This window comes from Streptomyces coryli, assembly GCF_011044975.1.
Taxonomy (GTDB): domain Bacteria; phylum Actinomycetota; class Actinomycetes; order Streptomycetales; family Streptomycetaceae; genus Streptomyces; species Streptomyces coryli.
Genome location: NZ_JAAKZV010000044.1, coordinates 1 through 25727, shown reverse-complemented (window position 1 = coordinate 25727; position 25727 = coordinate 1). Strand labels below are relative to the sequence as shown.

21 protein-coding genes, 2 tRNA genes and 2 pseudogenes are annotated in these 25727 nt (G+C 70.8%); 8 read left to right on the top strand and 17 right to left on the bottom strand.

Going from position 1 to position 25727, the window contains the following annotated elements:
• Positions 1-2: 2 nt before the first annotated feature.
• Together G5C51_RS13085 and G5C51_RS13080 are read right to left on the bottom strand one after the other, a co-directional pair.
• Positions 3-884 (bottom strand): carbohydrate ABC transporter permease, encoded by an 882-nt coding sequence (locus G5C51_RS13085; RefSeq protein WP_165236678.1) that lies wholly within the window; start codon positions 882-884, stop codon positions 3-5.
• A 19-nt stretch (positions 885-903) separates the two neighbouring features.
• On the bottom strand, positions 904-1812 hold the full coding sequence (locus G5C51_RS13080) for a carbohydrate ABC transporter permease (protein ID WP_165236676.1): 909 nt from the start codon (positions 1810-1812) through the stop codon (positions 904-906).
• 177 nt (positions 1813-1989) lie between these two features.
• Here G5C51_RS13080 and G5C51_RS13075 point away from each other — a divergent pair, with 177 nt between their 5' ends.
• Positions 1990-3165 (top strand): ROK family transcriptional regulator, encoded by a 1176-nt coding sequence (locus tag G5C51_RS13075; RefSeq protein WP_165236712.1) that lies wholly within the window; start codon positions 1990-1992, stop codon positions 3163-3165.
• A gap of 61 nt (positions 3166-3226) precedes the next feature.
• Positions 3227-4375: an L-talarate/galactarate dehydratase gene (locus tag G5C51_RS13070; RefSeq protein ID WP_165236674.1), complete on the top strand. Its 1149-nt coding sequence runs from the start codon at positions 3227-3229 to the stop codon at positions 4373-4375.
• 63 nt (positions 4376-4438) lie between these two features.
• On the opposite strand, the gene G5C51_RS13065 is transcribed toward G5C51_RS13070, so the two are convergent.
• On the bottom strand, positions 4439-4996 hold the full coding sequence (locus G5C51_RS13065; RefSeq protein WP_165236710.1) for a heme-binding protein: 558 nt from the start codon (positions 4994-4996) through the stop codon (positions 4439-4441).
• Positions 4997-5236: 240 nt separating this feature from the next.
• On the opposite strand from G5C51_RS13065, the gene G5C51_RS13060 reads away from it, so the two are divergent.
• Together G5C51_RS13060 and G5C51_RS13055 are read left to right on the top strand one after the other, a co-directional pair.
• Entirely contained in the window at positions 5237-6574 is a 1338-nt protein-coding gene (locus G5C51_RS13060) for a sensor histidine kinase (protein WP_420824802.1), read from the top strand.
• Complete coding sequence (locus G5C51_RS13055) at positions 6571-7209, top strand: response regulator (RefSeq protein WP_165236670.1); 639 nt, start codon at positions 6571-6573, stop codon at positions 7207-7209. The genes G5C51_RS13060 and G5C51_RS13055 overlap by 4 nt, the downstream gene beginning before the upstream one ends.
• Positions 7210-7212: 3 nt before the next feature.
• Here the strand turns inward: G5C51_RS13055 and G5C51_RS13050 are convergent.
• The 3 genes and pseudogenes from G5C51_RS13050 to G5C51_RS13040 all read right to left on the bottom strand — a co-directional run bounded on the left by G5C51_RS13050 (position 7213) and on the right by G5C51_RS13040 (position 10059).
• Positions 7213-7831 (bottom strand): annotated as a pseudogene (locus G5C51_RS13050) (DinB family protein).
• A 37-nt stretch (positions 7832-7868) separates the two neighbouring features.
• Positions 7869-8975: a helix-turn-helix domain-containing protein gene (locus G5C51_RS13045; protein WP_165236668.1), complete on the bottom strand. Its 1107-nt coding sequence runs from the start codon at positions 8973-8975 to the stop codon at positions 7869-7871.
• Between the two features lie 88 nt (positions 8976-9063).
• Positions 9064-10059 (bottom strand): quinone oxidoreductase family protein, encoded by a 996-nt coding sequence (locus G5C51_RS13040; protein ID WP_165236666.1) that lies wholly within the window; start codon positions 10057-10059, stop codon positions 9064-9066.
• A 151-nt stretch (positions 10060-10210) separates the two neighbouring features.
• Here G5C51_RS13040 and G5C51_RS13035 point away from each other — a divergent pair, with 151 nt between their 5' ends.
• Complete coding sequence (locus G5C51_RS13035; RefSeq protein WP_165236708.1) at positions 10211-10438, top strand: hypothetical protein; 228 nt, start codon at positions 10211-10213, stop codon at positions 10436-10438.
• Positions 10439-10470: 32 nt separating this feature from the next.
• Here G5C51_RS13035 and G5C51_RS44030 read toward each other — a convergent pair whose 3' ends face one another.
• The 6 genes from G5C51_RS44030 to G5C51_RS13005 form a co-directional block, all read right to left on the bottom strand.
• Entirely contained in the window at positions 10471-10809 is a 339-nt protein-coding gene (locus G5C51_RS44030; RefSeq protein ID WP_338118118.1) for a hypothetical protein, read from the bottom strand.
• A gap of 95 nt (positions 10810-10904) precedes the next feature.
• The gene (locus tag G5C51_RS13025; protein WP_165236664.1) at positions 10905-11756 is read right to left on the bottom strand and encodes a carbohydrate ABC transporter permease; all 852 of its coding nucleotides are present in this window, start codon (positions 11754-11756) and stop codon (positions 10905-10907) included.
• 2 nt (positions 11757-11758) lie between these two features.
• A complete protein-coding gene (locus G5C51_RS13020; RefSeq protein WP_338118117.1) occupies positions 11759-12649 on the bottom strand; it encodes a carbohydrate ABC transporter permease in 891 nt (296 codons plus the stop codon).
• A gap of 12 nt (positions 12650-12661) precedes the next feature.
• Positions 12662-13951: an ABC transporter substrate-binding protein gene (locus tag G5C51_RS13015; protein ID WP_165236662.1), complete on the bottom strand. Its 1290-nt coding sequence runs from the start codon at positions 13949-13951 to the stop codon at positions 12662-12664.
• Between the two features lie 44 nt (positions 13952-13995).
• Positions 13996-15729 carry an alpha-glucosidase gene (locus G5C51_RS13010; RefSeq protein ID WP_206313768.1) on the bottom strand — a complete coding sequence of 578 codons (1734 nt, stop codon included), beginning with the start codon at positions 15727-15729 and terminating at the stop codon, positions 13996-13998.
• A gap of 89 nt (positions 15730-15818) precedes the next feature.
• On the bottom strand, positions 15819-17012 hold the full coding sequence (locus G5C51_RS13005) for an ROK family transcriptional regulator (RefSeq protein ID WP_165236658.1): 1194 nt from the start codon (positions 17010-17012) through the stop codon (positions 15819-15821).
• A 287-nt stretch (positions 17013-17299) separates the two neighbouring features.
• Between G5C51_RS13005 and G5C51_RS44270 the strand changes: the two are divergent.
• A pseudogene (locus G5C51_RS44270) lies at positions 17300-19027 on the top strand (glycoside hydrolase family 66 protein); the annotation flags it as partial.
• A gap of 197 nt (positions 19028-19224) precedes the next feature.
• On the opposite strand, the gene G5C51_RS12995 reads toward G5C51_RS44270, so the two are convergent.
• Positions 19225-19301 (bottom strand) — tRNA-Ile (locus G5C51_RS12995).
• A 279-nt stretch (positions 19302-19580) separates the two neighbouring features.
• A tRNA-Asn gene (locus tag G5C51_RS12990) sits at positions 19581-19653 on the bottom strand.
• Positions 19654-19812: 159 nt separating this feature from the next.
• Between G5C51_RS12990 and G5C51_RS12985 the strand changes: the two genes are divergently transcribed.
• Together G5C51_RS12985 and G5C51_RS12980 are read left to right on the top strand one after the other, a co-directional pair.
• Positions 19813-20133 (top strand): YtxH domain-containing protein, encoded by a 321-nt coding sequence (locus G5C51_RS12985; protein WP_165236656.1) that lies wholly within the window; start codon positions 19813-19815, stop codon positions 20131-20133.
• A 41-nt stretch (positions 20134-20174) separates the two neighbouring features.
• Entirely contained in the window at positions 20175-21629 is a 1455-nt protein-coding gene (locus tag G5C51_RS12980) for a xylulokinase (RefSeq protein ID WP_165236654.1), read from the top strand.
• Positions 21630-21677: 48 nt separating this feature from the next.
• Here the strand turns inward: G5C51_RS12980 and G5C51_RS12975 are convergent, their stop codons facing one another.
• From G5C51_RS12975 to G5C51_RS12965, 3 genes are all read right to left on the bottom strand, one after another.
• On the bottom strand, positions 21678-22964 hold the full coding sequence (locus G5C51_RS12975; protein WP_165236652.1) for a sigma-70 family RNA polymerase sigma factor: 1287 nt from the start codon (positions 22962-22964) through the stop codon (positions 21678-21680).
• Positions 22965-23151: 187 nt separating this feature from the next.
• Complete coding sequence (dnaG, locus tag G5C51_RS12970) at positions 23152-25050, bottom strand: DNA primase (RefSeq protein ID WP_165236650.1); 1899 nt, start codon at positions 25048-25050, stop codon at positions 23152-23154.
• Positions 25051-25059: 9 nt separating this feature from the next.
• Positions 25060-25536 (bottom strand): GNAT family N-acetyltransferase, encoded by a 477-nt coding sequence (locus tag G5C51_RS12965; RefSeq protein WP_165236648.1) that lies wholly within the window; start codon positions 25534-25536, stop codon positions 25060-25062.
• Positions 25537-25727 lie beyond the last annotated feature (191 nt).

The window sequence follows — 25727 nt, the reverse complement described above, 5'->3', positions numbered from 1 at the left end:
CCCTACTTGATTCCGGTGAAGGCGATGGAGTTGACGATGCGCCGCGCGCAGACGAGGAAGAGCACGAGCATCGGCAGCGCGGCGATGAGGGTGGCCGCCATCAGCCCGGACCAGTCGGTGCCGGCCTGCGGGGTCTGCGCGCGGAAGACCGCGAGCGCGACGGTGAGCACCCGGGAGCTGTCGCTGTACGACACCATCAGCGGCCAGAAGTAGTCGTTCCAGGCGGTGATGTACGTCAGCACGGAGAGGGTGAGGACCGGGGTGGCGGCCATCGGCAGCAGCACCCGGAAGAAGATCCGTACCTTCCCGGCGCCGTCGAGGAGGGCGGCCTCCTCGACCTCCCGCGGCAGGTTCAGGAAGAACTGGCGCAGGAAGAAGACCGCGAACGGGGTCATGAACATCGTCGGCAGCGAGATGCCGAGCAGCGAGTCGATGAGGCCGAGCTCCTTGATGAGCACGAAGTTCGGCAGCAGCGTGAAGATCGTCGGCACCATCAGCCCGGCCAGGAACAGCCCGAACACCGTGTCCCGGCCGCGCCACCGCAGCCGGGCGAACGCGTACGCGGCCATGGCGGAGAAGAGGATCTGGCAGACGGTGATCAGGGTGGAGGTGATGGTGGAGTTGAGCAGATAGCGCCAGAAGTCCAGGGAGGCGCCGGCGCCGCCCTGCGCGATGGCCTCCTCGGTGCTCTGCATCCCCAGCGCCCGCTCGAAGCCGCCGAGGGTGAACCCGGTGGGCAGCGGCGAGGACGGGTTCTCGACGAGGGCGGTGTTGCCGGAGAGCGCGGTGCGCAGGATCCAGTAGAACGGCAGCAGGGTGACGATCACGATGGCGCCCATCGCGGCCCAGGCGGCGATCCGGCCCGGTGAGGTGGTCCTGGTCATGGGAGCGGCTCCTTGCCCGTCAGCCGAGGTCGGAGTGGCCGGCCCGGGTGAGCCGGTACTGGAGGACGGTGATCGCGCTGAGCACCACGAGCAGCGCGACGGACATCGCCGACGCGTAGCCGAACTGGAAGCGTCCGAAGGCCGTTCCGTAGATGTAGAACTGCAGGACGTTGGTGGCGTTCGCCGGGCCGCCCATGGTCGTGACCGCGACGGTGTCGAAGACCTGGAAGGACCCGATCATCGTCATGATCAGCACGACCGCCAGTACGGGCCGCAGCAGCGGCAGCGTCACCCGCCAGAACATCCGCCACTCGCCGGCCCCGTCGACCCTGGCCGCCTCGTACATGATGTTCGGGATCGCCTGCAGCCCGGCGAAGAGCAGCAGCGCGGTGTAGCCGACGTGCCGCCAGACGTTGATCAGCGCGATGACCGGGATCGCCCACGTCTCGTCGGTGAGGAAGGGGATGCGGTCGACTCCGAGGGCGACCACGATCTCGTTGCCGATCCCCATTTGGGTGTCCAGGATCCAGAGGAAGACGATGCCGGCCACGACGTTGGAGACGAGGTACGGCGTCAGCACGACGGAGCGCAGCAGCGCGGACCGGGTCAGCCGCTGCAGCAGCACGGCGATGCCGAGGGCGGCGACCGTCTGCACGCCGATGTTGATGACCACATAGCTCACGGTGGCCTTCATCGACTCCCAGAAGATGGGGTCGTTGAGCATCCGCTCGTAGTTGTCGAGGCCGACCGGCTCGGCCGGGGTCAGCAGGTTGAAGCGGGTGAAGCTGAGCCAGATGCCGCGCAGCGTGGGCCAGAGCAGGAAGACCAGGAAGCCGAGCAGGGCCGGGGCGATGAAGAGCGCGGCGAGCGGTCCGTCACCGCGCGGGCGGGTCGGCGGGCTGCTGGCGGCGCTTGCGGCGACGGCCATCTCGTGACTCCCTCGTCGGGGGGACGCGCTCGGGATGTCACTTACTTTTGATGCAGAAGTATCTGGCCGTCAATACCCGCGCAACAGACCTCTGTTGACCCGGTGGCCAGACGTATAGCCTGAGCATTGATTCTGCATCAAAAGAAAGTTGGGGAGGGCCTGGTATCCATGACTGCCATGACTCCGCGTCCCGCCAGCTGGCTGCCGCTGAGCGCGGGTGAGCGCTCGGTGGCGATCGAGATCCTCAAGCACGGCCCGCTGCCGCGCGCCGAACTCGCCCGCCGGCTGGGCCTGTCGGCCGGCAGCCTGACCCGGCTGACCAAGCCGCTGATCGAGTCGGGGCTGCTGGTGGAGGCGGCGGAGGAGACGGCCACCGGGGGCGCGCCGCTCGCCGGCGTGCGCCAGGGGCGCCCGTCGCAGCCCCTGGACATCGTCGCCGACTCCCGCAGCTTCGCCGGCTTCAAGATCACCGGAGACACGGTCTACGGGGTGGTGACCACGCTCCGCAGCGAGATCGTGGCCAGCCAGGAGCGCCCGCTGACCACCCACGATCCCGGCGAAGTGGCCGATCTGCTACGGGAGATGACGGCGGAGTTCGCCGCCCGCTTCCCGCGGCTGGCGGGGATCGGCATCGGCGTGGGCGGCCGGGCGGAGGAGCGCTCGGTGGTGGTGGAGTCGGCCTTCCTCGGCTGGAAGGAGGTGCACTTCGCGGCGATGGTCGAGGAGCGCATCGGGCTGCCCGTCGTCGTGGAGAACGACGTGGCGGCGCTGGTCGAGGCCGAGTCCTGGTTCGGCGCCGGCCGCGGCCTCGAGCGCTTCGCGGTGCTGACCATCGGGGCGGGCATCGGTTACGGGCTGGTCTACGGCGGCCGCATGGTGCGCGGCGCCGACCACGGCCTGGGCGCCGGCAAGTGGTGGATCCTGGACCCCAACGGCCCGCTGACCCCGGACGGCGAGCGCGGCAGCGCGATCGCACTGCTGTCCATCCCCGGGATCCGCTACCAGGTACAGGCGGCCACGGGGCGCGAGACGACATACGAAGAAATCCTGGCGCGCGCCGCGGCCGGGGACCAGCCGGCGGCGCGGGTGATCGACGAGGCGGGGCGGGCGCTGGGCACCCTGGTGGCGCACATCGCCAACTTCGCGATGCCGCAGAAGATCCTGCTGGCCGGCGAGGGCGTCGGCCTGGTGGACGTGGCGGGCCCGGCGATCGAGCGGGCGCTGCGGGCGCACCGGCATCCGCGCGCCGATCCCGTGAATCTGGAGACCAAGGTCTCCGACTTCCACGACTGGGCCCGGGGGGCGGCGGTGCTGGCCATCCAGGTGCTGGTGCTGGGGGCGGCGGCGAGCTGACCTCTTGCCCCGGGCTATAAGGCCGTGATTGCCTGGGTATTCAGATACTCAACCAGCGTTCATGTATGTAACCTGTGGAGCCCCAGTGCCCGACCGCATCCGCCGTATCCGCCTCTCCTCAGTCACGCTTCCGCTCGCCAACCCCATCAGCGACGCCAAGGTGCTCACCGGCCGGCAGCGGCCGATGACCGAAGTGGCCATGCTGTTCGCCGAGATATCCACCGAAGCGGGCCACGAGGGGCTCGGCTTCAGCTATTCCAAGCGCGCGGGCGGGCGCGGCCAGTACGCGCACGCGAAGGAGGTCGCCGGCGAGCTGCTCGGCGAGGACCCCAGCGACATCGGGCGGCTGTGGACGAAGCTGGTCTGGGCCGGCGCCTCGGTCGGCCGCACCGGGCTCGCCACCCAGGCGATCGCCGCCATCGACGTCGCCCTGTGGGACCTCAAGGCCCGCCGCGCGGGACTGCCGCTCGCCAAGCTGCTCGGCGCGCACCGTGATGCGGTCCGCTGCTACAACACCTCCGGCGGCTTCCTGCACACCCCCATCGACGAGGTCTGCGCCAACGCCACCGCGTCGCTGGAGCGCGGCATCGGCGGCATCAAGATCAAGGTCGGACAGCCGGACACCGCGGCGGACCTGAAGCGCCTCGAAGCCGTCCGCAGCCACCTCGGCGACGACGTGCCGCTGATGGTCGACGCCAACCAGCAGTGGGACCGCACCACGGCGCTGCGCGTCGGCCGGGCGATGGAGTCGTTCAACCTCACCTGGATCGAGGAGCCCCTCGACGCGTACGACACCGAGGGGCACGCGGCGCTGGCCGCGGCGCTCGACACCCCGGTCGCGACCGGCGAGATGCTCGCGGGCGCGGCGGAGCACGTCGCGCTGATCGAGGGCGGCGCCTGCGACATCATCCAGCCGGACGCGCCGCGGGTCGGCGGGATCACCCAGTTCCTGAAGGTGGCCGCGCTCGCCGAGCACCGGCGGCTGCAACTGGCCCCGCACTTCGCGATGGAGCTCCACCTGCACCTGGCGGCGGCGTACCCGCTGGCGACGTGGGTGGAGCACTTCGAGTGGCTGGAGCCGCTGTTCGAGGAGCGGATGGAGATCGCGGACGGGCGCATGCGCGTGCCGGACCGCGCCGGGCTCGGCCTCACCCTGAGCGAGCAGGCGCGGGAGTGGACGGTGGAGAACTGCGAGCTCACGCGGGCGTGAGACGGCAGCCGCGCGCGGCCCGCGCGCGGCTGCAGTCAGGTCACTTGCGGGTGTTCCGCGGATTTACTCCGCGACCGCCGCCACGCCCGCCTGAGCGATCTTCTCGTCGATGTCGCCGGACGGGGCGCCCGCGACGCCGATGCCCGCGATCGGGGCCTCGTCGGCCTTGACCGGCGCGCCGCCCGCGAGGAACAGGGTGCCCGGGATGTCCTTCAGCGTCGGGGCCTGCTCGAGGCGCTTGGTGAGCTCGGAGGTCGGGGCGTTCCAGGAGACGGCGGTGTACGCCTTCTTCTCGGCCGACTCGTAGGACTGCGGGCCCGCACCGTCGCCGCGCAGGGTGACGATGGTGTTGCCGTTGCGGTCGACCACGGCGACGGAGACGCGCTGGTTCTCCTTCTTCGCCTCCGCCAGCGCGGCGTTCGCGGCCTTGGTGGCGGCGGCGGTGCTCAGGTGGGTGGACGTGGTCAGGTTGCTGTCGGCGGCGGCCGCCTGCACCGGGGCCTTCGCGGTGTCGGCCGGGGCGCCTGCGGAGGCGGAGACGGCGCCGACGGTGCCCACCGCGACGGCGGCGAGCACGGCACCACCGGTGGTGATGCGGGCGCGCTTGCTCATGTTCTTGATCTTCCGCATTGCTGACTCCGTAGCTGATCGGGGAGGTCTTGCGCGGCCGGTCCGCGCCGTTCCGCTGAGATCAATCCTGGTCCGGGAACCTCCGCCGACCGGTCGACGTACCGGCTGCAAGCGGCGAGCGGGACGGCCGACCGGCGGGTCATCCGATCGGCTGACCCCGGCGGCGCCGGGATGGCCGAGCATGGGTGTGTACGCCCTTGTCAGCCACCCGCAGCAGCCACAGTGGATCCCGTGAGCACGAGCCGCCCGGGCCCCGTAACCCCGCGGCCCAGCACCGACCCCGCCGACGCCTTCGCCCTCGATGCGGAGCGCGTGCGGTGGCTGGCGGCCGTCATCCACGTCGCGTTTTTCCTGCTGCTCGGCGGCGCCCTCGCCCGCTTCCTGATCCGGCATCCCGGCGAGCTGCGCACCCCGTGGATCATCGCGCTGTCCGCCGCCCTGGCGCTCCTTTACGCCCTCGGGCCCGCACTCGGCGACCAGCCGTCCGGGCCGGGTGGCAACGGACCGGCGAAGGCCACCCCCCGCCGGCTGCTCTGGCTCGCCCTCGTCGTCGGCGTCTGGGTCGTCCTCGTCCTGCTGGCGCCGAGCTTCGCGTGGTGCGCGGTGCCGCTCTTCTACACCGGCCTGCGCACGCTGCCGATGCGCGCCGCGCTCGTCCTCGTCGCGCTGCTGACCGCCTTCGTCGTCGGCGCGCAGCTGCAGCTCGCCAAGAGCTTCGACCCGAACCTGCTGCTCGCCCCGCCCGCCGTCGCCGCCCTCGCCACCGCCGTCTTCGTGCACATGGAGCGGCAGGCGGAACGCCAGCGCAACCTCATCCACGACCTCATCCGCACCCGCCGCGAACTCGCCGCCACCGAACGCCGCGAGGGCACCCTCGCCGAACGCCAGCGGCTGTCGATGGAGATCCACGACACCCTCGCCCAGTCCCTGTCCAGCCAGCGCATGCTGCTGCAGGCCGCCGACCGGATGTGGGATACGGACCCGGCCAAGGCCCGCGCCCACGTCCGTACCGCCGGCGCCTTCACCGAACGCGGCCTCTCCGAGGCCCGCCGCTTCGTGCACGACCTCGCCCCCGCGGGCCTCGCCGAGGCCGAGGCGGCGGGCGGCGGCCTGCGCGAGGCGCTGCAGGCGCTCGCCGAGCGGGAGTCGGCGGCGGGGCCGACGGCGGTGCGTTTCCACGCCGAGGTGCACGCCGACGGCGGCGGCGCCGGGCTGCCCGCAGGGGCGCAGGCGACGCTGCTGCGCATCACCCAGGGGGCGCTCGCGAACGTCCGCGAGCACGCCGGGGCCCGTAACGCCGCGGTCACCCTCACCCACCTCGACGACCAGGTGGTCGTCGACATCGCCGACGACGGCCGCGGCTTCGCTCCCGAATCCGCCGGTACGCCGTCGGGCCCGCAGCGCGGCCACGGCCTGCCCGCCATCCGGGCCCGGGCGCGCCAGCTCGGCGGCACCGTCACCGTAGAGTCGGCGCCGGGGCAGGGCACGGTGCTGTCGGTGTCGATCCCGCTGACCGCGCCGCGGCCGGAGTACCCGATGTCCACCCACCAACCGCCGGAGCAGCAGTGAACGATCCCGCGAAGCCCATCCGCCTCATCCTCTGCGACGACCACGCCGTCGTCCGCGCCGGGCTGCTCGCGCTGCTGGACAGCGCCCCGGACGTCGACGTGGTCGGCGAGGCCGGCACCGGCGAGGAGGCGGTCGCGCTCGCCGCGAAGCTGAACGCCGACGTCGTGCTGATGGACCTGCAGCTGGGCGCCGGCATCGACGGCGTCGAGGCCACCCGCCGGATCACGGCCGAGCGCCCGGACACCCACGTCCTGGTCCTCACGACGTACGACACGGACGCCGACATCACCCGCGCCATCGAGGCGGGCGCGACCGGCTATCTGCTCAAGGCCGAACGCCCCGACGAGCTCTTCGCCGCCATCCACGCCGCCGCCGAGGGCCGCACCGCCCTCTCCCCGCCGGTCGCGGGCCGCGTCATGGCCCGCATGCGCAGCCCCCAGCCCACCCTCACCGACCGCGAACGCGACATCCTCGCCCAGCTCGCCCAGGGCCTCGGCAACCGCGACATCGCCCGCGCCCTCTTCATCAGCGAGGCGACGGTGAAGACCCACCTGGGCCGCATCTACGACAAGCTCGGCGTCGATACCCGCGCGGGCGCGGTGGCGGTGGCGAAGGAGCAGCGGCTGCTGGGCTGAGGATCAGGCCTCCCCGGCCTCCCCGGCCTCCCCTGCCTTACGGGCCGCCTCCTCCACCCGCTCGCGATACGCCTGCCACCGCTCCCGGTCCCCGGGCGGCAGATTGTCGTTGTCCCGCTGCATCCCGGCGGCCCCGTCGACGAGTTCGCGGACGATGTCGGCGTGCCCGGCGTGCCGCTGGGTCTCGGCGAGCATGTGCACCAGGATCCGGTGCAGCGTGACCTCGGCCCGGTCGGCGGGCCAGTGCGGGACCCGCCCGAGCCCGTCGGCCGGCGTTGCCTCGATGGTGCGGTCGGCGTGCGCCGCAGGCACCGCGGTACAGCCCGGTGATGTCCTCCCGGGACTCCTCCGGGGTGGCCCACATGTCCACGTTGTCCTCGGCGTTGTCCAGATCCTCGAGCCAGGCCGGCAGCGGCTCGTAAGGCCGCCCGAAGGTGTCCCCGAAGTACCCGATCTCGCACCCCGCCAGGTGCTTGACCAGCCCGAGCAGATTGGTCCCGGTGGGCGTCAGCGGCCGCCGCACGTCGTACTCGGACAGCCCCTCCAGCTTCCAGAGCATCGCCGCCCGCGCCCGCTGCAGATATCCGTGCAGGTCCGTCTTCAGATCCTCATCGCCAGTCATGCGGCACAGCATGCCAGGCCGTCCGGACGGGACTTGATCAGTCGGTACGGACCCGTTCGGTCCTGGCTTCGAGCGCCGGTTCCAGGTGCTCGTGGAAGAGGGTGGCGACGAGTTCGCCGCGGCTGGCGACGCCGGTCTTCGCGAAGACCGCCTTGATGTGGTCGCGGACCGTGTGCCGGGAGATCCCCAGCCGCCCGGCCATCTCCGCGGTCGGCACGCCCGCGCTGACCAGCCGGGTGATCTCCAGCTCCCGCGCGGACAGGCCGTACGCCTCGGCGATCAGCAGCGCCACCTCGGACGGCGGCGCCGGTTCGACCACGACGGCGGTGAAGCCCGTATCGCCGTCCAGCCGGGAGGCGTGGCAGACCAGCCAGCGCCCGCGGCCGTCGCGCACCCGGACCCGGCCCTCGCCGGCGGCGGCCAGGGTCCGTACCCACACGGGGAGCCCGCGAGCGGCCGGGTCCGGGTGCGCGGCGGCGCCGCTGACCGCGACCTGCGGCAGGTCGGCGAGGTGGTGCCAGGCGGAGTCGTTGGCCGAGACCAGCTGGCCGGCGGGGGTGAACAGCAGGAGCCCGGTGCCGTCCGCCGGTTGCTCGGCGGGAACGTCCGGGGGCCGCGCGTACGCCCGCAGTCGGGAGGCCAGCGGGGCCGACAGGCCGGCGACGAACTCGGTGTCCGCGGCGCTGAACGCCGGGCGGTCCTGCCGCCGGAAGAGGCTGACCGCTCCCCACTGCCGCCCGCCCGTCCTGAGCACCGCGCGCAATTCGTCGCCGAGGCCGCGCGGCCGCAGATACGCCTCGTAGAGCGGGGCGTGCTCAGGCCGCCCGCCGGTAGCCCGGCCGAGCGCCGCGACCGGGGACGCGGCGCCGGCCAGCGCGCGGAACGGGATGACCTGGTCGACGCGCGCCTCGGTGGTCCAGTAGACGGCGCAGCCGCCCTCGTCCAGGTTCTCCACCCGGATCGGCGCGGTCATCAGCCCGGTGACCGGGTCGGTGGCCCGCCAGATCGCCGCGTCGTACGGCAGCAGCCGGCGCAGCCGCGCCGAGGCGGCGCCGAACAGCGCCGACGCGTCCGGGGCCGCGGCGGCCTGCTCCAGCAGCAGGTCGCGCCGCCATCCGGTACGCCGGTCGGGGGCATGGGCCATGCCGGTGCCAACGCGCCCGGCCGATCGGCCCATTCCCGCGGCCCGGACGGGGGTCTGGCCCGGGTCCCGGTCCGAGTCCCGGTCCGCATCACGGCAGCAGCACCAGCTTGCCGCTCGTCCGCCGCGCCTCGAGATCCTCGTGCGCCTGCCGCGCCTCGGCGAGGGCGTAACGGCTCACCTGCACGCGCAGCGCCCCGGACACGACGCGCCGCCAGACATCGTCGGCCCGGCCGGTCAGGGCGGCACGCTCGGCGATGTAGTCGATGATGCCCGGCCGGGTCAGATACGCCGAGCCCGCCACCAGCAGCCGCCCGGTGTCGAGCGCCTGCACCGGGCCGCCGGCCGCGCCGAGCAGCACCAGCAGCCCACGGCGCCTGAGAGTCGCCAGGCTGCCGTCGAAGGTGGTCGCGCCCACGCCGTCGTACACCACCGCCACCCCCTCCCCTTCGGTCAGTTTCCGCACCGCCTCCGGGAACTCCTCGTAGGCCACGGCCGCCTCCGCCCCCGCGGCCAGCGCGGCCTCGCGCTTGGCGGCGGTGGAGGCGGTCGCGACCACGCGAGCGCCGCGGGCCACGGCGTACTGCGTGAGCAGCTGACCGAGCCCGCCGCCGGCCGCGTGCACGAGCACCGTGTCACCTGGACCGACCGGATACGTGTCATGGGTGAGGTAGTGCGCCGTCATGCCCTGCATCAGCACGGCCGCGGCCGTCTCGAGCACGATGCCGTCCGGCACCTTCACCAGCCGGTCGGCGGAGACGACGGCCTGCTCGGCATACGCCCCGTGCGCGGAAGTCATGCCGCCGGCCATGGCCCAGGCGACGCGATCCCCGACGCCGAGCCCGCCCAGCCGGGCGGCATCCACCTCCGGCCCGACCGCTGCCACCGTGCCGGCGGCCTCGACGCCCGGCACGAAGGGGGTGGGCACGGGAAAGACCCCGCGCCGATGGACGACGTCGACAAAATTCACCCCGGCCGCGGCAACGTCGACGACCACCTGGCCGGGCCCCGGCTCGGGCACCGGCTGGTCGTCGACGGAACGGAGCACTTCGGGCCCGCCGTAACGGGAAACGAGGATGGCGCGCATGGCTGGACTCCCTGCCTGAGAGAACGGATCCACTGACGGAACGGATCCTGCGCTCCCGGCCGCCGGCCGCCCATCCCCCACCTGCGGGATGCGGGGTGCGGGGTGCCGGGCCCTGAAGAAGAATGCGCCTATGGGCACGGCAGCGGAGCAGATGGCATGGGCGAATGAGGGCCCGCACGGCGCAACGTCCGTCTCGATCTCGGTGGGCCTGCTGCTCTTCGTATTCATCGTGATCTTCGTACGCAGCGGCCGCCTGAAGGTCTCCCACGTAATCGTCTGCGGCCTGCTGGGCTTCTACCTGGCAGGCACCACGGTGGCCCCGACGATCCGCTCCGGGCTGGACTCGACGGCACAGATGGTCAGCACGCTCGATCCGTAACCGGATGCTCACGGGCATAGGCCGCTCTCGGCTCAGACTTTGATAGCAGCGATCCGCGTGTGTCCCGTAGCCAAAGTCTGGATGTCCTCGACGTCCGAGGTCAGGATGCTCACCAGGCCGGGCTGGGCGAGTGCCGTCGCGCACACGATCGCGTCGATGGCGTATTTGTGACCGTGCAGCTTGGCGGCCGCCGCCAGCCGGGCGGCCATCGTCCGGTCGTCCCGTACGAGAAGAGACAGCCCCTCGCGCGAGGCGGTACCGAACAGCTCGGCCTCCGCGGCGGCGAGCTCTTCCGGTGTGAAGTCGCCGTGGCGGGAGATGTGGTCGTCGATGAGCTCCTGGAGGTTGTCACGTTCGATCTGGCGTTGCACGGCCGCCTCGATGTAGGCCGAGACGCCACGTTTACCGACCCGGGATCGCACCGCGCCGAACTTCTCACAGTAGCCAAGAGTCTCGCCGCCGCGGACTACTTCACGGCGCCGGCGGTGACGCCGCGGGTGAGGGTGCGCTGGAAGATCAGGAAGAAGACGATCATCGGGATGACGCCGAGGAGGGCGGCCGCGCTCATGGAGGTGGGGTCGCTGGTGTACTGCCCCTGCAGCACGGACAGGCCGAGCGGGACGGTCTGGTTGTCGTTGGAGATGAGCAGGACGAGCGGGTAGAGGAATTCGTTCCAGCTCCAGACGAAGAAGAACACGCACATCACCGACAGCGTGGGCCAGCTCATGGGCAGCACGATGCGCCACAGGATGGTCCAGCGTCCGGCGCCGTCCATGGCGGCGGCCTCGATGAGTTCCCTGGGGAAGCCGGCGAAGACGGATGAGAGCAGATAGGTGCCGAAGGCGCTGTAGGTGATGCCGACCAGGAGGGTGTAGCCGAATTTGCCGTCGTAGAGGCCCACCTCCTTGAAGAGGTAGTAGATCGGGTAGACCAGGCCCTCCTGCGGCAGGATGTTGACGCCGAGGAAGAAGACGAGGAAGGCGGTGCGCCAGCGGACGCGGCCGATGCCGATCGCGTATGCGTTGAGCAGGGCAAGGACCACGGCGATGAGGACGACGCCGAGGCTGATCTGGACGCTGTTGAGCAGCTTCTGGGTGAAGCCGACGCGCTCCCACACGTCCGCGAGGATGCCCCAGTTCCATGAGGTCGGCAGGGACAGCGAGCCGTTGGCGCGGTAGTCGGCGCCGGTCTTGAAGGCGTTGAGCAGGATGATCAGGAACGGCGCCAGGAAGGCCAGCACGAAGGCGGTGACGGCGGCCAGGACCGCGTACGAGCGGAGTCCGCGGCGCGCAGAGCCAGGGTTGATGTCGGTGCTCATGGTCATCCGTCCTCGCGGGCCTGGCGGGTCAGCATGGTTCCGGCGATGAGCAGGATGAGCAGCGTCATGACGCTGGAGATCGCGGAGCCGTAGCCGACGTCGGCGCGCTCGAAGAAGTTCAGGTAGGCGAAGTAGGAGGGCACGAGGGTCGCGTTGCCGGGACCGCCGCCGGTCAGGACGTAGATCTGGGCGAAGACCTTCAGGCCCGCGATGGTGGTCGTGACGAGGACGACGTACACCTCGGGGCGCAGGATCGGCGTGGTGATGCGGGTGAAGCGCTGCCACCAGGAGGCGCCGTCGAGGGCGGCGGCCTCGTAGAGCTCGGGGTCGATGCGCTGCAGGCCGGACAGGAACAGCACCAGCGGGTAGCCGAGCTGCATCCAGACCATGACGCCGAGGACGATCCACAGGGCCAGGCCGGGGTCACCGAGCCAGTTCTGGACCAGGGATGTCAGGCCGGCGTTCTGCAGGAGGCTGTTGACGGCGCCTTCGGGGGCGAGGATCCAGCCCCACATGATGCCGGTGATGGCGACGGGGATGACCTGTGGCAGGTAGAGGCCGGAGCGCAGGATGCTGACCACTCCGTCGCCGTGCTTCTTGCCGATGTAGTCGAAGAGCAGGGCGGCGAGGAAGAGGCCGAGCAGGGTGGGCACGATCGCCATGCCGATGATGACGAAGGCGATGTTACGGAAGGACGCCCAGAAGTCGGCGTCGGCGAACAGGCGGGTGTAGTTGTCCAGGCCGGTGAAGGCCGGGGTGCCGATGCCCTTCCACTCGGTGAAGCTGTAGCCGAAGGTCATCAGCAGCGGTACGGCGAGGAAGAGCAGGCTGAGCAGCAGGCCGGGGGCGAGGAAGACGCCGTAGCCGCGCCGCGGGGTGCGGGAGGTGGTCACGGAGGCTCCTCGTCAGCGCCGGGTGGCGATGTACTTCTCGTACGGGGCGGCGAGCTGGTCGAGGACCGTCTTCGGGCTGGTGCCGTTGATCAGGTTCTGGGTGGAGCCGACGAAGGTGTCGTAGTAGCCGGGCACCGGCCAGTCCGGGTAGAGGGCCAGGCCGTCGTTCTTCTGGTACTGGTCGAAGGCGTCGATGAGCTGCCGGGACTTGGGGTTCTTGATGGTGTCGGGCTTCGCGGCGAGCGGGATGTTGCCGCCCTCCCCGATCAGCTTCTGGATCTTGGGGGACATGGTGATGCCGATGAAGTCCTCGGCGAGCTTCTTGTTCTTGGCCTTGGTGGGGATGACCCAGTTGTTGCCGCCGGAGCCGGCGGTCAGCTCACTGCCCGGATACGGGGAGGTGGACCAGGAGAAGTCCTTGATGTCATTGGTCAGCCCGCCGAACCACCAGTTGCCGCCCACCATGATCGGCCGCTTCCGGGCGACGAACTGCTCGGTCATGTCGGTGCCCTTGAGACCGACGTCCTTCTTCTCGAAGTAGCCCTTGTCCAGCCATTCCTTGTACTTGTTGGCGGCATACGTCCACTCCTTGCCGTGGAAGTCGACCTTGCCCTCGTACAGCTGGTAGTCGTCGACCCACTTCTTGTCGGCCTGGGACAGGGCGAGGAGATAGAGCCAGTGCTCGGCGGGGTGATCGTTGCCTGCGTTGGCCAGCGGGGTGATGCCCGCCTTCTTGAATTTCGCCAGCGCCGCCTCGAAGGAGGCGAAGTCGGTGGGCTTGCCGACCTTGTACTTCTTGAACAGGTCGTCGTTGTAGTACGCGAGGACGAACTCCCCGTAGTTGGGTATGCCGTACCACTTCTCGCCGCCCATCTCGCCCTTCTCGTCATAGCGGGCGGTGAGAGACGCGCTCTCGCTGATCTTCTTGTCCCAGCCGCGCTTCTCGACGAGCGGGGTGAGGTCGGTGAGCAGGCCCTGCTTGCCGAGTTCGCCGGTGGTGGCGTTGCCCTTGTTGTACTCCAGGACGTCGGGCGCCTTGTCCGAGTTGAGGATCATGGAGGCGTTCTGCTGGATCTGGTCGAAGGTCTTCTGCTCGAATTCGACCTTCACATCGGGGTGGGTCTTCTTGAACTCGCTGATCGCGGCCGCCCAGGCCTTGCCCAGGGCGCCGTCCTTCTCCTCGTAATGCCACAGCCGGAGGGTCTTGCCGTCCTCGGCGCCGGCGTCGGAGCCGCAGGCGGTGAGCGGTGCGAGCAGGGCCAGTGCGGCCGCGGCGAGCACGGGGGTGCGCGAGATGTTCATCGGTGTACGTCCTTTTGGATGCGTCGTAGCGGTGGAGTGCGCGGTCAGCCGGCGATACGGCGGCGGTGCACGCGCGCCTCCCAGGGGGCGAGCGGGTGCCGGGTGCGCAGGGGGGCCGTGGCGGGCACGTTGGCGATGAGCACCTCGGTGTTCTCCCACCCGGCGGGTACGGCGGCGGTCACGGACTCGCCGCTGAAGTTGGCCAGGACCAGCAGTTCGGTGCCGCTGTGCGGGTCGCGGCGGGTGAAGGCGTAGAGCTGCTCGTGGTCCGGGTGGAGCAGCTGGAAGTCGCCGGCGGTGATGGCGGGTTCGGTGCGCCGCAGGGCGATCAGGCGGCGGTAGTGGTGGAAGACCGAGTCCGGATCGGCGAGCTGGGCCTTCGCGTTGACAGTGGCGTGATCAGGGTTGACGGCGATCCACGGGGTGCCCGCGGTGAAGCCGCCGTGCTCGGTGGCGTCCCACTGCATCGGGGTGCGGGAGTTGTCCCGGCTGCGCCGGCGCAGGCCGGCCAGGATTTCGTCCTCCGCGACACCGAGGGCCGTCTGCTCGCGGTGGTGGTTGACGGATTCGATGTCGCGGAAGTCGTCGATGGCCGTGAACGGGGCGTTGGCCATGCCCAGTTCCTCGCCCTGGTAGACGTACGGGGTGCCGTGGTGCAGATGCAGCACCGTGGCGAGCAGCTTGGCCGAGCGGTCGCGGTGGGCCGGCGAGTCGTCGCCGAAGCGGGACACGGCGCGGGGCTGGTCGTGGTTGTTGAGGTAGAGGCTGTTCCAGCCGGTCTCGGCGAGGCCGGTCTGCCAGCGGCCGAGGCTCGCCTTGAGGTCGGTCAGCTTGAGCAAGCGGATGTCGAACTTGCCGCCCGCCCCCTGGTCGAGGCCCACATGCTCGAAGGTGAACACCATGTCGAGCTCGCGCCGCGCCGGATCGGTGAACAGCCGGGCCTGCTCGATGCTGACGCCGGGCATCTCACCGACGGCGAGCAGGGGGCGCGGGTGGCCGGCGAAGACCTCGCGGTGCATCTCGGCGAGGTGCTCGTGGATGCGCGGCCCGCAGACGTAGTACGGGCGGCCGTCCCCGTAGCGGGAGCCCTCGGCGACCTGGCCGTCGGGCAGCTCCGGGTCCTTGGATATGAGGTTGATGACGTCCATCCGGAAGCCGTCGACCCCACGCCGCAGCCACCAGCGCATCATGGCGTGCACCGCGTGCCGGACCTCGGGGTTCTCCCAGTTCAGGTCGGGTTGCTTGCGGGAGAAGGTGTGCAGGTAGTACTCGCCGGACGCGGCGTCGTAGGTCCAGGCGGGGCCGGAGAACCACGACTCCCAGTTGTTCGGCTCGGCCCCGGGAGTGCCGGGCTCGTGGCCGGCGCGCGGCGGGCGCCAGATGTACCAGTCGCGCTTGGCGCCCTGCGGGCCGCCGTCGCGGGAGGCGGTGAACCAGGCGTGCTCGTCGCTGGTGTGGTTGACGACCAGGTCCATGATCAGCTTCATGCCGCGGTCGTGGACGGCGGCCAGCAGCCGGTCGAAGTCGTCCAGGGTGCCGAAGAGAGGGTCGACGTCCTGGTAGTCGCTGATGTCGTAGCCGTTGTCGTCGTGCGGCGAGGGGTAGATCGGGGAGAGCCACAGCACGTCGACGCCGAGCTGGGCGAGGTAGTCCAGCCGCTCGATGATGCCTTGCAGGTCACCGATGCCGTCCGCGTTGGAGTCGGCGAAGGAGCGCGGGTAGATCTGGTAGACCACCGCGTTCTTCCACCAGGCGGGGGCGGGACTGGGAGTGATCATGGGCACGTCAAGACCTCGGGAGTGGTCGATGAAGGAACGGTGCGTGATGCTGCCGCGGGCGTACGGGGGTGCCCGCGGCCAGGTTCAGGTCAGGAGATGGCGGAGCGCACGGCGGCGCGGATGACGAGGCAGGCGGCGCCGCGGGCCCACAGGTCGTGCTGGGCGGCGGAGTCGACGTGGATACGGCAGTCACGGGCGGCGTCGGAGAAGGCGTACGTCTGCAGCGTCTGCTCGGCGGCGGGTCCGAACAGGTCGTAGGCGACCGCGCCTTCCCCGGCGATGATGATCTTCTGGAGGTTGAGGAGGTTGCACAGGCCGGCCAGACCCCGCCCCAGGGCGGTGCCGGCTTCGGCGAAGGCGGACTGCGCCACGGCGTGTGCGGGGGCGGTGCTGCGCGCGCGGGCGAGGTCGATGGCGGCGTCGATGGTGGTGCAGTCGCTGACGCCGGCGTCCTGCAGGTGCCGCAGGACGGCGCGGTCACTCGCCAGCGCCTCCAGGCAGCCGCGGCGACCGCAGCTGCACATCGGCCCGGCGGGGTCGAGGGGCAGGTGACCGAGTTCGCCGGCCATGCCGGTGGCGCCCGCGTACAGGCCGCCGTCCAGCAGCAGCCCGCAGCCGATGCCGGGGCCTACGGTGACGACGGCGAACGAGTCGATGTCGCGACCCTCGCCGAACCAGCGCTCGGCAACCACCAGGGTGTTGACGTCATTGTTGACCACCACCCGCAGGCCGGTGGCCTCGCTCAGCGGCCCGGCGACGTCGACCTTGGTCCAGTTCAGCAGCGCCGAGTAGCGGCAGATGCCCGCCTCGGAGTCGACGTGCCCACTCACCCCCACGCCGACCCCGAGCACCCGGTCCGCCGCCTGCGGAGCCTGCGCCAGGAGGCCCGCGGTCAGGGAGGCGGCGGCGGACAGGGCAGTCTCCGGAGTGCAGTCGGCAAGCGCCACGTCGGCGCGGGCCAGCACGTTGGCGGCCATGTCGGTGACCACCCCGGACACCTGGGTGGGGCCGATCTTGATGCCGACGACGACATGCTTGCCCGGATTGACCCGCAGCATCTTCTGCGGCCGGCCGCGCCCGCCCTGCGGCACCGCCTCGGACTCGCGCAGATAGTCGTGCTCAAGCAGCGGCGGCAGCGCCCGGGTCACACTGGAAGGCACCAGCCCCAACCGCTCGGCCAGTTGGGTACGGGAGATGGGCCCGGCGGTCAGCACCGTCGCGAAGACCTCCGCGCGAGTCTGCTCGCCGAGAAGATCCGAGAACGGGATCGGGGAAGGGCTCATCGCCCGGCACCTCCAGCGGTGTTGCTTGCGGATGACGGGAGTGTGTCCCTCAATCTTTTAGTGCGTCAAGCACGAAAAGATGGCGTTATCGAACCGTGACACCGCTCGTGGCATGCAGCATCGCCAGGACCTAAGCGGCAAATCGGTCTCTTCTTCCTGGCCGAGCGTCGGGAGTCTTGCCCATTTCGTTGACGTGAAGAAGAAAACGCGGGACGTTAACCGGCGACCGAGGGGCGCTTCGACACCCCGCCCTGCAGCCCGACCACGCCTCATCCAGCGAGGAATCAATGACAGGTACACGACATGAACGTAATCGCGGACGAAAGCGACACCTTCGGGGAGGAGCCGCGCTCAGCGGCCTGCTCCTGGCCGGCTCGGGACTCGTACTGCTGCCCGACACGGCGTCGGCGGCGACGGTCTCCGACGCGTGGACGGACGCCTCCCGCTACGCGCCGGGCCAGACGGCCACGGTGACGGCGAAGGTGGACGGCGACGGCCCGGTCACCTTCAAGCTGACCCACCTCGGCGACGTCGTCGACGAGGCCACCGTGGAACCGTCCGGTGGGCAGGCGGAATGGCAGGTGAAGCCGCCGAGCACGGACTACCGCGGCTACCTCGTCGAGATCGACGCCGGCGACAGCCGTACCCAGACCGCGATCGACGTATCCAGCTCCTGGACCCGCTTCCCCCGCTTCGGATTCCTGGCCTTCTACGGCACGGGCATCTCGCCGGACGAGGCCAAGGGCGACATCGCCGAGCTGTCGCAGCGCTACCACATCAACTCGCTGCAGTACTACGACTGGCTGTGGAAGCACGAGAAGCCCGTCAAACACGAGGGCGCGGGCGTCGCCGACACCTGGACGGCCTGGAACGGCGACACCATCAGCTCCGCGACCGTACGCAACTACATCGACGCCGGACACGATCGCGGCCTCGCCGCGCTGCCGTACCAGATGTCGTACGCGGCGCTCAACGACTACGACCAGTCCCAGGTCAGCCCCGACTGGCGGCTGTTCAGCAAGCCCGACGGCACCGACCCCTGGCAGTACCAGATGCTGCCCGGGCAGATCCTGCACCTGATGAACCCGGAGAACCCCGGCTGGCAGAACTACATCGTCGACCAGTACCAGGACTCGGTCTCCTCGATGGGCTTCGACGGCGCCCACCTGGACCAGATCGGCTACTGGTCGGAGAAGTACGACAAGGACGGCAACCAGGTCAACCGGCCGAACGGCTTCGCCCAGCTCACCGACAAGACCCGCGCCGCCCTGCCCGCGGGCCGTAACGCCGTCGGCTTCAACGCCGTCGACGGCTACGGCGACGGCGAACTCGCCAAGACCAGCGCCGACTACCTCTACACCGAGCTGTGGGCGAACTTCGAGAACAACGCCCAGGTCAAGGAGTACCTGGAGAAGCAGCGCGCGGCCTCCGGCGGCAAGCCGCACGTCACCCCCGCCTACATGAACCGGCCCAATACCCCGGAGGGCACCCCCAACACCAACACGGTCTTCGACACCACCTCGGTGCAGCTGGCGAACGCCATGTTCGCCGCCAACGGCTCGCACCACCTCGAGATGGGCCCGAACGACCACATGCTCAACACCGAGTACTTCCTCAACAAGGACAAGACCATGTCCGCCGAGCTCAAGGCCTGGCAGAAGACGTACTACGACGTCATCACCGGCTACGAGAACCTCTTCTACGGCCCCGAGCTGCGCACCGCCGGCAACAAGACCGAGATCGCGGGCGAGAACACCTCCACCGACGGCTCCGGCAACACCATCTGGGCCAACGCCATGCGCAACGGCGACACCGACGTCCTCCACCTGATCAACCTGCTCGGCAACGACGGCAAGTGGCGCGATGCGGGCACCGCGACGCCGCCCGTCAAGCAGGATCTGAAGGTCAAGTACTACCTGCGCGACGGCCAGCAGGCCCCCGAGGCCTTGCGCGTCGGCAGCCCCGACCGGGCCGGCGGCCGCTCCGCCGACCTGCCCTTCACCGAGGGCAGCGACGACGGCGGCACCTACCTGGAGTTCACCGTCCCGGAGCTGAAGAACTGGGACTTCATCTACTTCGACCACACCGCAAACGGCGAGGCGCCACCGCATCGCCAGGCCCAGCGGCTGGGGCAGCCTCGAACAGGTCAAGAAGACCGGTCTGCCACCTACGAAGAGGTGCCCGCAGGTCAGAACGATTCTTCTCGGGCTGTTGGTGGGGCGGGTGGGACTCGAACCCACGGCCGACGGATTATGAGTCCGTTGCTCTAACCGGCTGAGCTACCGCCCCGGAACGGCGTGCCGCGTACACGTGTGCGCGCCGTCTGCCGCAGCATAGCTGCTCATACGATCTGTCGCCCGAGGTCCCCCCACGCTTGGCAGCGGGACTCCGGCCGGCCGGCACGCCGGTACGCACGTAAGGCAGGACGGCTGGGGGCGGTGATCGGTTCCCGGGGCGCAGTGTGATGCGTGGGGCGGGACACCGCCGATGGTGTGATCTTGGTCCGGGAGACGTACCGACCCGGAAAACGCGGAAGGGGCCCTCGGGTAGAGGACCCCTTCCGCAGCGCTCCCCGGACTGGACTCGAACCAGTAACCTGCCGGTTAACAGCCGGCTGCTCTGCCAATTGAGCTACCGAGGAATGCTCCACGCGGACCTCCTACCGGTCTCCCGGAGGCGCTCCCGCGCTGCTCGGAATACATTAGCGCATGGCAGGCGGTGCTCTGAAATCGGTTTGGGGTACCCGCCCCGCAGCGACTGCCAGAGGGACCCAGTCACAGCCCAGGAAGAAGGGGTAGCCATGCCGCACCGGATGCTTCCGACGCACCGGATCACGTTCGTCGTCGGCCTGGCCGCGGGGTACGTGCTCGGCACCCGTGCCGGCCGGGAGCGGTACGAGGAGATCAAGAAGGCCGCCCGCGACTTCATGCAGAACCCGGCGGTGCGCAATGCCGCCGAGTCCGCCGCGCTCAGCGGCAGGGGCGCCGCCACCAAGGCCTTCCACGCCGTCGGCGAACAGGTCACCGACCTTCTCCCGGACGCCGTGGCGGCCCGCGCCAACGGCCTCCGCAACCGCGGCAGCGGTGGCGACGGGGACGACTGGGGCCCGAGCAACACCTGAGGCGGACCGGGCCCGCCCGGCGATGAGGCAAAATCTCCTGCATGGGGATAGTCGCCGGTCTCGACAGCTCGTCCGATTCCACTCGTATCGTCGTCTGCGACGCGGATACGGGTGAGGTGCTCAGGCACGGGTACGCACCGCACCCGGTGTCCGAGGGCGCCGATCCACGCTACGAGATCGACCCGCAGGCCTGGCTGCTCTCACTCGGCCAGGCCGCGGACGGCGGGCTGCTGGAGGGCGTACGGGCCATCGGGGTCTCGGCGCAGCAGGACGCACTGCTTCCGGTCGACGCCATGGGCTCTTTGGTACGGCCCGCCATGCTGGGCAATGACAAGCGCGGCCAGGGCGCCGCCGCCGAGCTGGCCGACGCGCTCGGCGGGCGCTCCGCGTGGGCGCAGGCGATCGGCAATGTGCCGGACGCGCGGCTGCCCGTGGTGAAGCTGCGCCGGCTGCAGCGCGAGGAGCCGGACCGGGCCAAGCGCACCGCGCAGGTGATGCTGCCGCAGGACTGGCTGGTCTGGCAGTTGCTCGGCTCGCCCGCACGCCGGACCACGGACCGCGGCGGGGCGTCCGGGACCGGGTACTGGTCGCCGCTCACCGGGCAGTGGCGGCCCGACCTCGCGGAGCTCGCGCTCGGGCACGAGCCCGGGCTGCCGGAGGTGCTCGGGCCCGCCGATACCGCGGGGCGTACGCCGGAGGGGCTGGCGATATCCGCCGGGACCGGGGAGACCATGGCGGCGGCCTTCGGGCTGGGCGTCGGGGTCGGTGACGCCGTCATATCGCTGGGGGCTTCTGCCGCCACCTTCGCCGTGCATCATGAGGCGCTGCCCGACCCGACCGGGACGATTACGTCGCTGGCCGACGCGACCGGGATGCATCTGCCGGTGGTGCACACGCTGAATGCCGTACGGGTGCTGCGGGGGGCCGCCGAACTGCTCGGCCGCGATCCGAAGGATCTGGAGGGGCTGAGCACGCTGGCGCTGAGCTCGACGCCGGGGTCGCACGGGCTGGTCTTCCTGCCGTATCTCGAGGGCGAGCGGACGCCGCAGCTGCCGCATGCCGCGGGGTCGCTGCACGGGCTGCGGCGCGAGGCGATGAAGCCGGAGCACATGGCGCGGGCCGCCTTCGAGGGGATGCTGTGCGGGCTCGCGGACGGGCTTGCGCTGCTGCGCTCGCGCGGGGTGGAGATCCGGCGGGTCTTCCTGCTGGGGCCGGCGGCGGAGCTGCCGGCGGTGCAGGCGATGGCGCCGTCGCTGCTCAGCGCGCAGGTCGTGGTGCCGGAGCCGGCCGACTACGCCGCGCTGGGCGCGGCCCGGCAGGCGGCGTGGGCGCTGGGCGTCAGCGAGGGGCGGCTGGGCCCCGACGCTCCCCCGGCCTGGGCGCCGCGCGGACAGCAGGTCTTCGCCGCGAGCGAGGAGGACTTCGCGGTCGGGGGTGCGGTGCGGCAGCAGTTCGGGGCCGTGCGTGATGCGGTGCATCCGGGGGCGATGGGCTGAGGCCGCTGCGCCCGCCCGTACGGCTTGGCAGGTGGGCGCAGCCCCGGGTCAGTCCAGATAACCCCTCAGCTGGTCCGCGAAAGCGTGATCCCTCAGCTTGTTCAGGGTCTTCGACTCGATCTGGCGGATGCGTTCGCGCGTGACGCCGAAGATGCGGCCGATCTCTTCCAGCGTGCGGGGGCGGCCGTCGACCAGGCCGTAGCGGAGCTGGACGACCTTGCGTTCGCGTTCGCCGAGGGTGGAGAGGACTGCTTCCAGGTGTTCGCGTAGCAGCAGGAAGGCGGCCGACTCCACCGGGGACGCCGCGTCGCCGTCCTCGATCAGGTCGCCGAGGGCGACGTCGTCCTCCTCGCCGACCGGGGCGTGCAGGGAGACCGGTTCCTGGGCGAGGCGCAGGACCTCGCTGACCCGCTCCTCCGGGAGGTCGAGGTGGCGGGCCACCTCCTCCGGGGTGGGCTCGTAGCCGCGCTCCTGGAGCATCCGGCGCTGGACGCGGACGACGCGGTTTATCAGCTCGACGACGTGCACCGGGACGCGGATCGTACGGGCCTGGTCGGCCAGCGCCCGCGACATCGCCTGGCGGATCCACCAGGTGGCGTACGTGGAGAACTTGTAGCCGCGCGCGTAGTCGAACTTCTCCACCGCCCTGATCAGGCCGAGGTTGCCCTCCTGGACCAGGTCGAGCATGGTCAGGCCGCGGCCGACGTAGCGCTTGGCGACCGAGACGACCAGGCGCAGGTTGGCCTCGATCAGGCGGCGCTTGGCCATCCGGCCCAGCACCACTAACCGGTCGAGGTCGAGGGCGAGCCGGGTGTCGAGCTGCGTGGCGTGGGTGAGCTTCTCCTCGGCGAACAGGCCCGCCTCCACCCGCCGGGCCAGCTCGACCTCCTCGGCCGCGCTGAGCAGCGGGATCCGGCCGATCTCGCGGAGGTACTGGCGGAAGAGGTCCGAGGACGGCCCGCCGGTCTCGGGTTTGGTGCGCACTTCCGGGACGGGCGGCTCTTCCGCGAACACCGTTGCCGGCGGCTCGGACGGTTCCTCGGCGGCGGCCGGCTGCTCCGGGTGGCTCGTGATCCGCGACTGCGGCGGCACCGTGGTGCCGGGCTCGGGTGGGGCCGCCGTCGGTGGGTGTGCGAGGGTGTCGAGAGTGGTCGAGAGGGTCTGGGTCTGCACGGGGGCGACCTCCAGAGTGATCACTGCCGGTTCGAGGGCGTGCGACAGGGGAACGGTTGCGGCGGCCGTGCCGCTCTCCGTTCCATGCGTCGTGAGCGCATCCCCGGCGAGCCCGGACCCGTCTTCAGGTCCGGCACCGCCGCGCTCCGAGGACTCAGGCACCGGGACCAGTGTGGAGTACGACACATGCCCGGCACGAGGGGCGTGCGGGCACTATTTGTGCCCGCTTCGTGACTGGGTGGTTATGGGAGCGGGAGGTTCGCGGCGTACGCCGGGCGTACCGGAGGGCCTGATTCAGGCCTTATTCAGGCGTAGTCAGGGCCGGGTCAAGGCGTGAGCCCGGCGTGCGTCAGAGGGCCGCGGCGCCGCGTTCGCGCAGCGCCTGGCGGTATTGCTGCAGCACCCACAACTCGTTCTGGACCGCCGCCTGTTGGTCAGGGGCGGCCTGCGGGCCGAGGCGGTGGAGGCTGCCGCGGACCTCGTCGATACGGCGGTCGGCGGCGGCGAGGCGGACCTTGACCAACTGCTCGCCCGCGTACATCTCGTCGGCCTCGCGGCGGGTGCGCAGCGGCTCGACCGCGAGCTCGGTGATGAGCGAGCGGACCGTGTCGTCGGGCGCGCAGTCGCGGACGCGGATCAGATACCCGTCGTCGGCGAGCGCGGCGCCGCCCGCGGCCTCTATGGCCACCTTCACGGCGGCGTAGGGCGGGGCGGTGAACTCGTCCGTGCCGTACGCGTCGAAGGCGGGCGAGACCAGGGCGGGGAACTGCAGGGCCAGCTTGAGGAGTTCGCGCTCGGCGTGGTGGGCCGGATTGCGGAGGTTGATCGCCGGGCCGCGGGGCCCTGGCGGGGCGGCCTGCTGCGGCGCCTGCTGACCACGCTGCCCCGGCCCGCCGGCACGCTGCCGGCCGCCGCCCTCGCGGGCCCAGCGGGCGAGCTGGCCCACGCGCCGTACGACGAACCGCTCGTCGAGGATGCCGAGCATGCCGGCGAGCTGGACGGCGTACTCGTGCTGGATGGCGCTGTCCTTGATCCGCGCGACGACGGGCGCGGACTCTTCGAGGGCGGCCGAACGGCCCTCCGCCGTATCGAGGTTGTGCTGCGCGACGAACGACCGGATGGCGAACTCGAAGAGCGGCGAGCGGTCCTCGACCAGCTGGTGCACGGCGTCGTCGCCCTTGGCGAGGCGCAGCTCGCAGGGGTCCATGCCGCCCGGGGTGATCGCGATGGACGTACGGGCGGCGAACTTCTGGTCGTCCTCGAAGGCGCGTAGGGCGGCCTTCTGGCCTGCGGCGTCGCCGTCGAAGGTGAAGACGACCTCGGAGCGGGAATTGTCGGTCAGGACCCGGCGGAGGATCTTGACATGCTCGCCGCCGAAGGCGGTGCCGCAGGTGGCGATGGCGGTGGTGACGCCGGAGAGGTGGCAGGCCATGACGTCGGTGTAGCCCTCGACGACGACGGCGCGGCCTTGTTTGGAGATCTCGCGCTTGGCGAGGTCGATCCCGTACAGCACCTGGGACTTGCGATAGAGCGGCGTCTCGGGGGTGTTGAGGTATTTCGGCCCGTTGTCGTCGTCGCGGAGCTTGCGGGCACCGAAGCCGACGACCTCGCCCGTAATGTCGCGGATCGGCCACATCAGGCGGCCGCGGAAGCGGTCGATGGGGCCGCGGCGGCCGTCCTGGGAGATCCCGGAAAGGATCAGCTCCTTGTCGGTGAAGCCCTTGCCGCGCAGGAAGCGGGTGAGGTGGTCCCAGCCGGCCGGGCTGTAGCCCACACCGAAGTGCTCGGCGGCGGCCTGGTCGAAGCCGCGCTCGGCGAGGAAGCGGCGGCCGATCTCGGCCTCGGCGGACTGCAGCTGGTCGACGTAGAACTGGGCGGCGTGCTTGTGCGCCTCGATCAGGCGGGTGCGCTCGCCCTGCTGGCGGCCGGGGTTGTAGCCGCCTTCCTCGTAACGGAGGGTGATGCCGGCCTGGCGGGCGAGGCGCTCGATCGTCTCGGAGAAGGAGAGGTGCTCGACCTTCATCACGAAGTCGACGGTGTCGCCGCCCTCCTGGCAGCCGAAGCAGTGGTAGAAGCCCTTGGCCGGGCTGACGTGGAAACTCGGCGACTTCTCGTCGTGGAACGGGCACAGCCCCTTGAGATTGCCGCCGCCGGCGGGGCGGAGCTGCAGGTATTCGGACACGACGGAGTCGATCGGCACGGCGCTGCGCACCGCCCGTACGTCCTCGTCGTTGATCCTCCCGGCCACGGGGAGATTCTACGGCCGGGCGGGGACAGTCCCGAGCTTGCGGACCATCACGTAGTGCGGGCCGACGCCCTCGATGTGGAATTCCTCGCCGCGGATCTCCCAGCCGTGGGCCTCGTAGAACCCGACGGCTTCGGTACGCGCATTGCACCAGGCGACCCCGGCCCCGCGCGCGGCGGCCTCGGCGAGACCGGCGTCGAGGACGGCGGTGCCGTAGCCCTGACCGCGGACGGCTGGGTCGCTGGCCATGCCGCGGAGGCGGATGGCGGGGGGTGCCGCGTGCCCGTCCCCGTCGCCGGGGAGCTGCTCGGGGGAGAAGGAAGCGCAGCCTCGGACGACGCCGTCGGGGTCGTAGGCGGCGAGGTGATACGCGCCGGGGGCGTCGTCCTCGGGAAAGACCGCGCTCTCGCGGGGAAGGCCGGGACGCAGCACGGTCCAGCGGAGCTGGAGGATATCGGCGGCGGGAACGACTGCGGTACGGATCGGCATGCTGCCGAGGCTACCTGCGGGGTGGGGGGTGCTTGCTGGCAGGCTGCTGGGGGCTGCGGTCCGGGTGTGCGCGTCCGTCCCGCGATGTGGGGATGCCTGCCCACAGCCTTGCGGGATCGTCCCTTCCGAGCCCGCCCACAGCCTTGCAGGATCGTCCCTTACTCGACTGCCCACGGCCTTCGGTCTCGTCC

What these genes read in the sequence shown, in the direction of transcription:
- G5C51_RS13075 (WP_165236712.1), top strand. Translation starts at nt 1,990, where the DNA reads ATGACTCCGCGTCCCGCCAGCTGGCTGCCGCTGAGCGCGGGTGAGCGC.
- G5C51_RS13010 (WP_206313768.1), bottom strand. Translation starts at nt 15,729, where the DNA reads ATGATCACTCCCAGTCCCGCCCCCGCCTGGTGGAAGAACGCGGTGGTC.
- G5C51_RS13025 (WP_165236664.1), bottom strand. Translation starts at nt 11,756, where the DNA reads ATGAGCACCGACATCAACCCTGGCTCTGCGCGCCGCGGACTCCGCTCG.
- G5C51_RS13035 (WP_165236708.1), top strand. Translation starts at nt 10,211, where the DNA reads ATGGCATGGGCGAATGAGGGCCCGCACGGCGCAACGTCCGTCTCGATC.
- G5C51_RS13045 (WP_165236668.1), bottom strand. Translation starts at nt 8,975, where the DNA reads ATGGCCCATGCCCCCGACCGGCGTACCGGATGGCGGCGCGACCTGCTG.
- G5C51_RS13005 (WP_165236658.1), bottom strand. Translation starts at nt 17,012, where the DNA reads ATGAGCCCTTCCCCGATCCCGTTCTCGGATCTTCTCGGCGAGCAGACT.
- G5C51_RS12985 (WP_165236656.1), top strand. Translation starts at nt 19,813, where the DNA reads ATGCCGCACCGGATGCTTCCGACGCACCGGATCACGTTCGTCGTCGGC.
- G5C51_RS13085 (WP_165236678.1), bottom strand. Translation starts at nt 884, where the DNA reads ATGACCAGGACCACCTCACCGGGCCGGATCGCCGCCTGGGCCGCGATG.
- G5C51_RS13070 (WP_165236674.1), top strand. Translation starts at nt 3,227, where the DNA reads ATGTATGTAACCTGTGGAGCCCCAGTGCCCGACCGCATCCGCCGTATC.
- G5C51_RS12965 (WP_165236648.1), bottom strand. Translation starts at nt 25,536, where the DNA reads ATGCCGATCCGTACCGCAGTCGTTCCCGCCGCCGATATCCTCCAGCTC.
- G5C51_RS13040 (WP_165236666.1), bottom strand. Translation starts at nt 10,059, where the DNA reads ATGCGCGCCATCCTCGTTTCCCGTTACGGCGGGCCCGAAGTGCTCCGT.
- G5C51_RS12980 (WP_165236654.1), top strand. Translation starts at nt 20,175, where the DNA reads ATGGGGATAGTCGCCGGTCTCGACAGCTCGTCCGATTCCACTCGTATC.
- G5C51_RS13015 (WP_165236662.1), bottom strand. Translation starts at nt 13,951, where the DNA reads ATGAACATCTCGCGCACCCCCGTGCTCGCCGCGGCCGCACTGGCCCTG.
- G5C51_RS13080 (WP_165236676.1), bottom strand. Translation starts at nt 1,812, where the DNA reads ATGGCCGTCGCCGCAAGCGCCGCCAGCAGCCCGCCGACCCGCCCGCGC.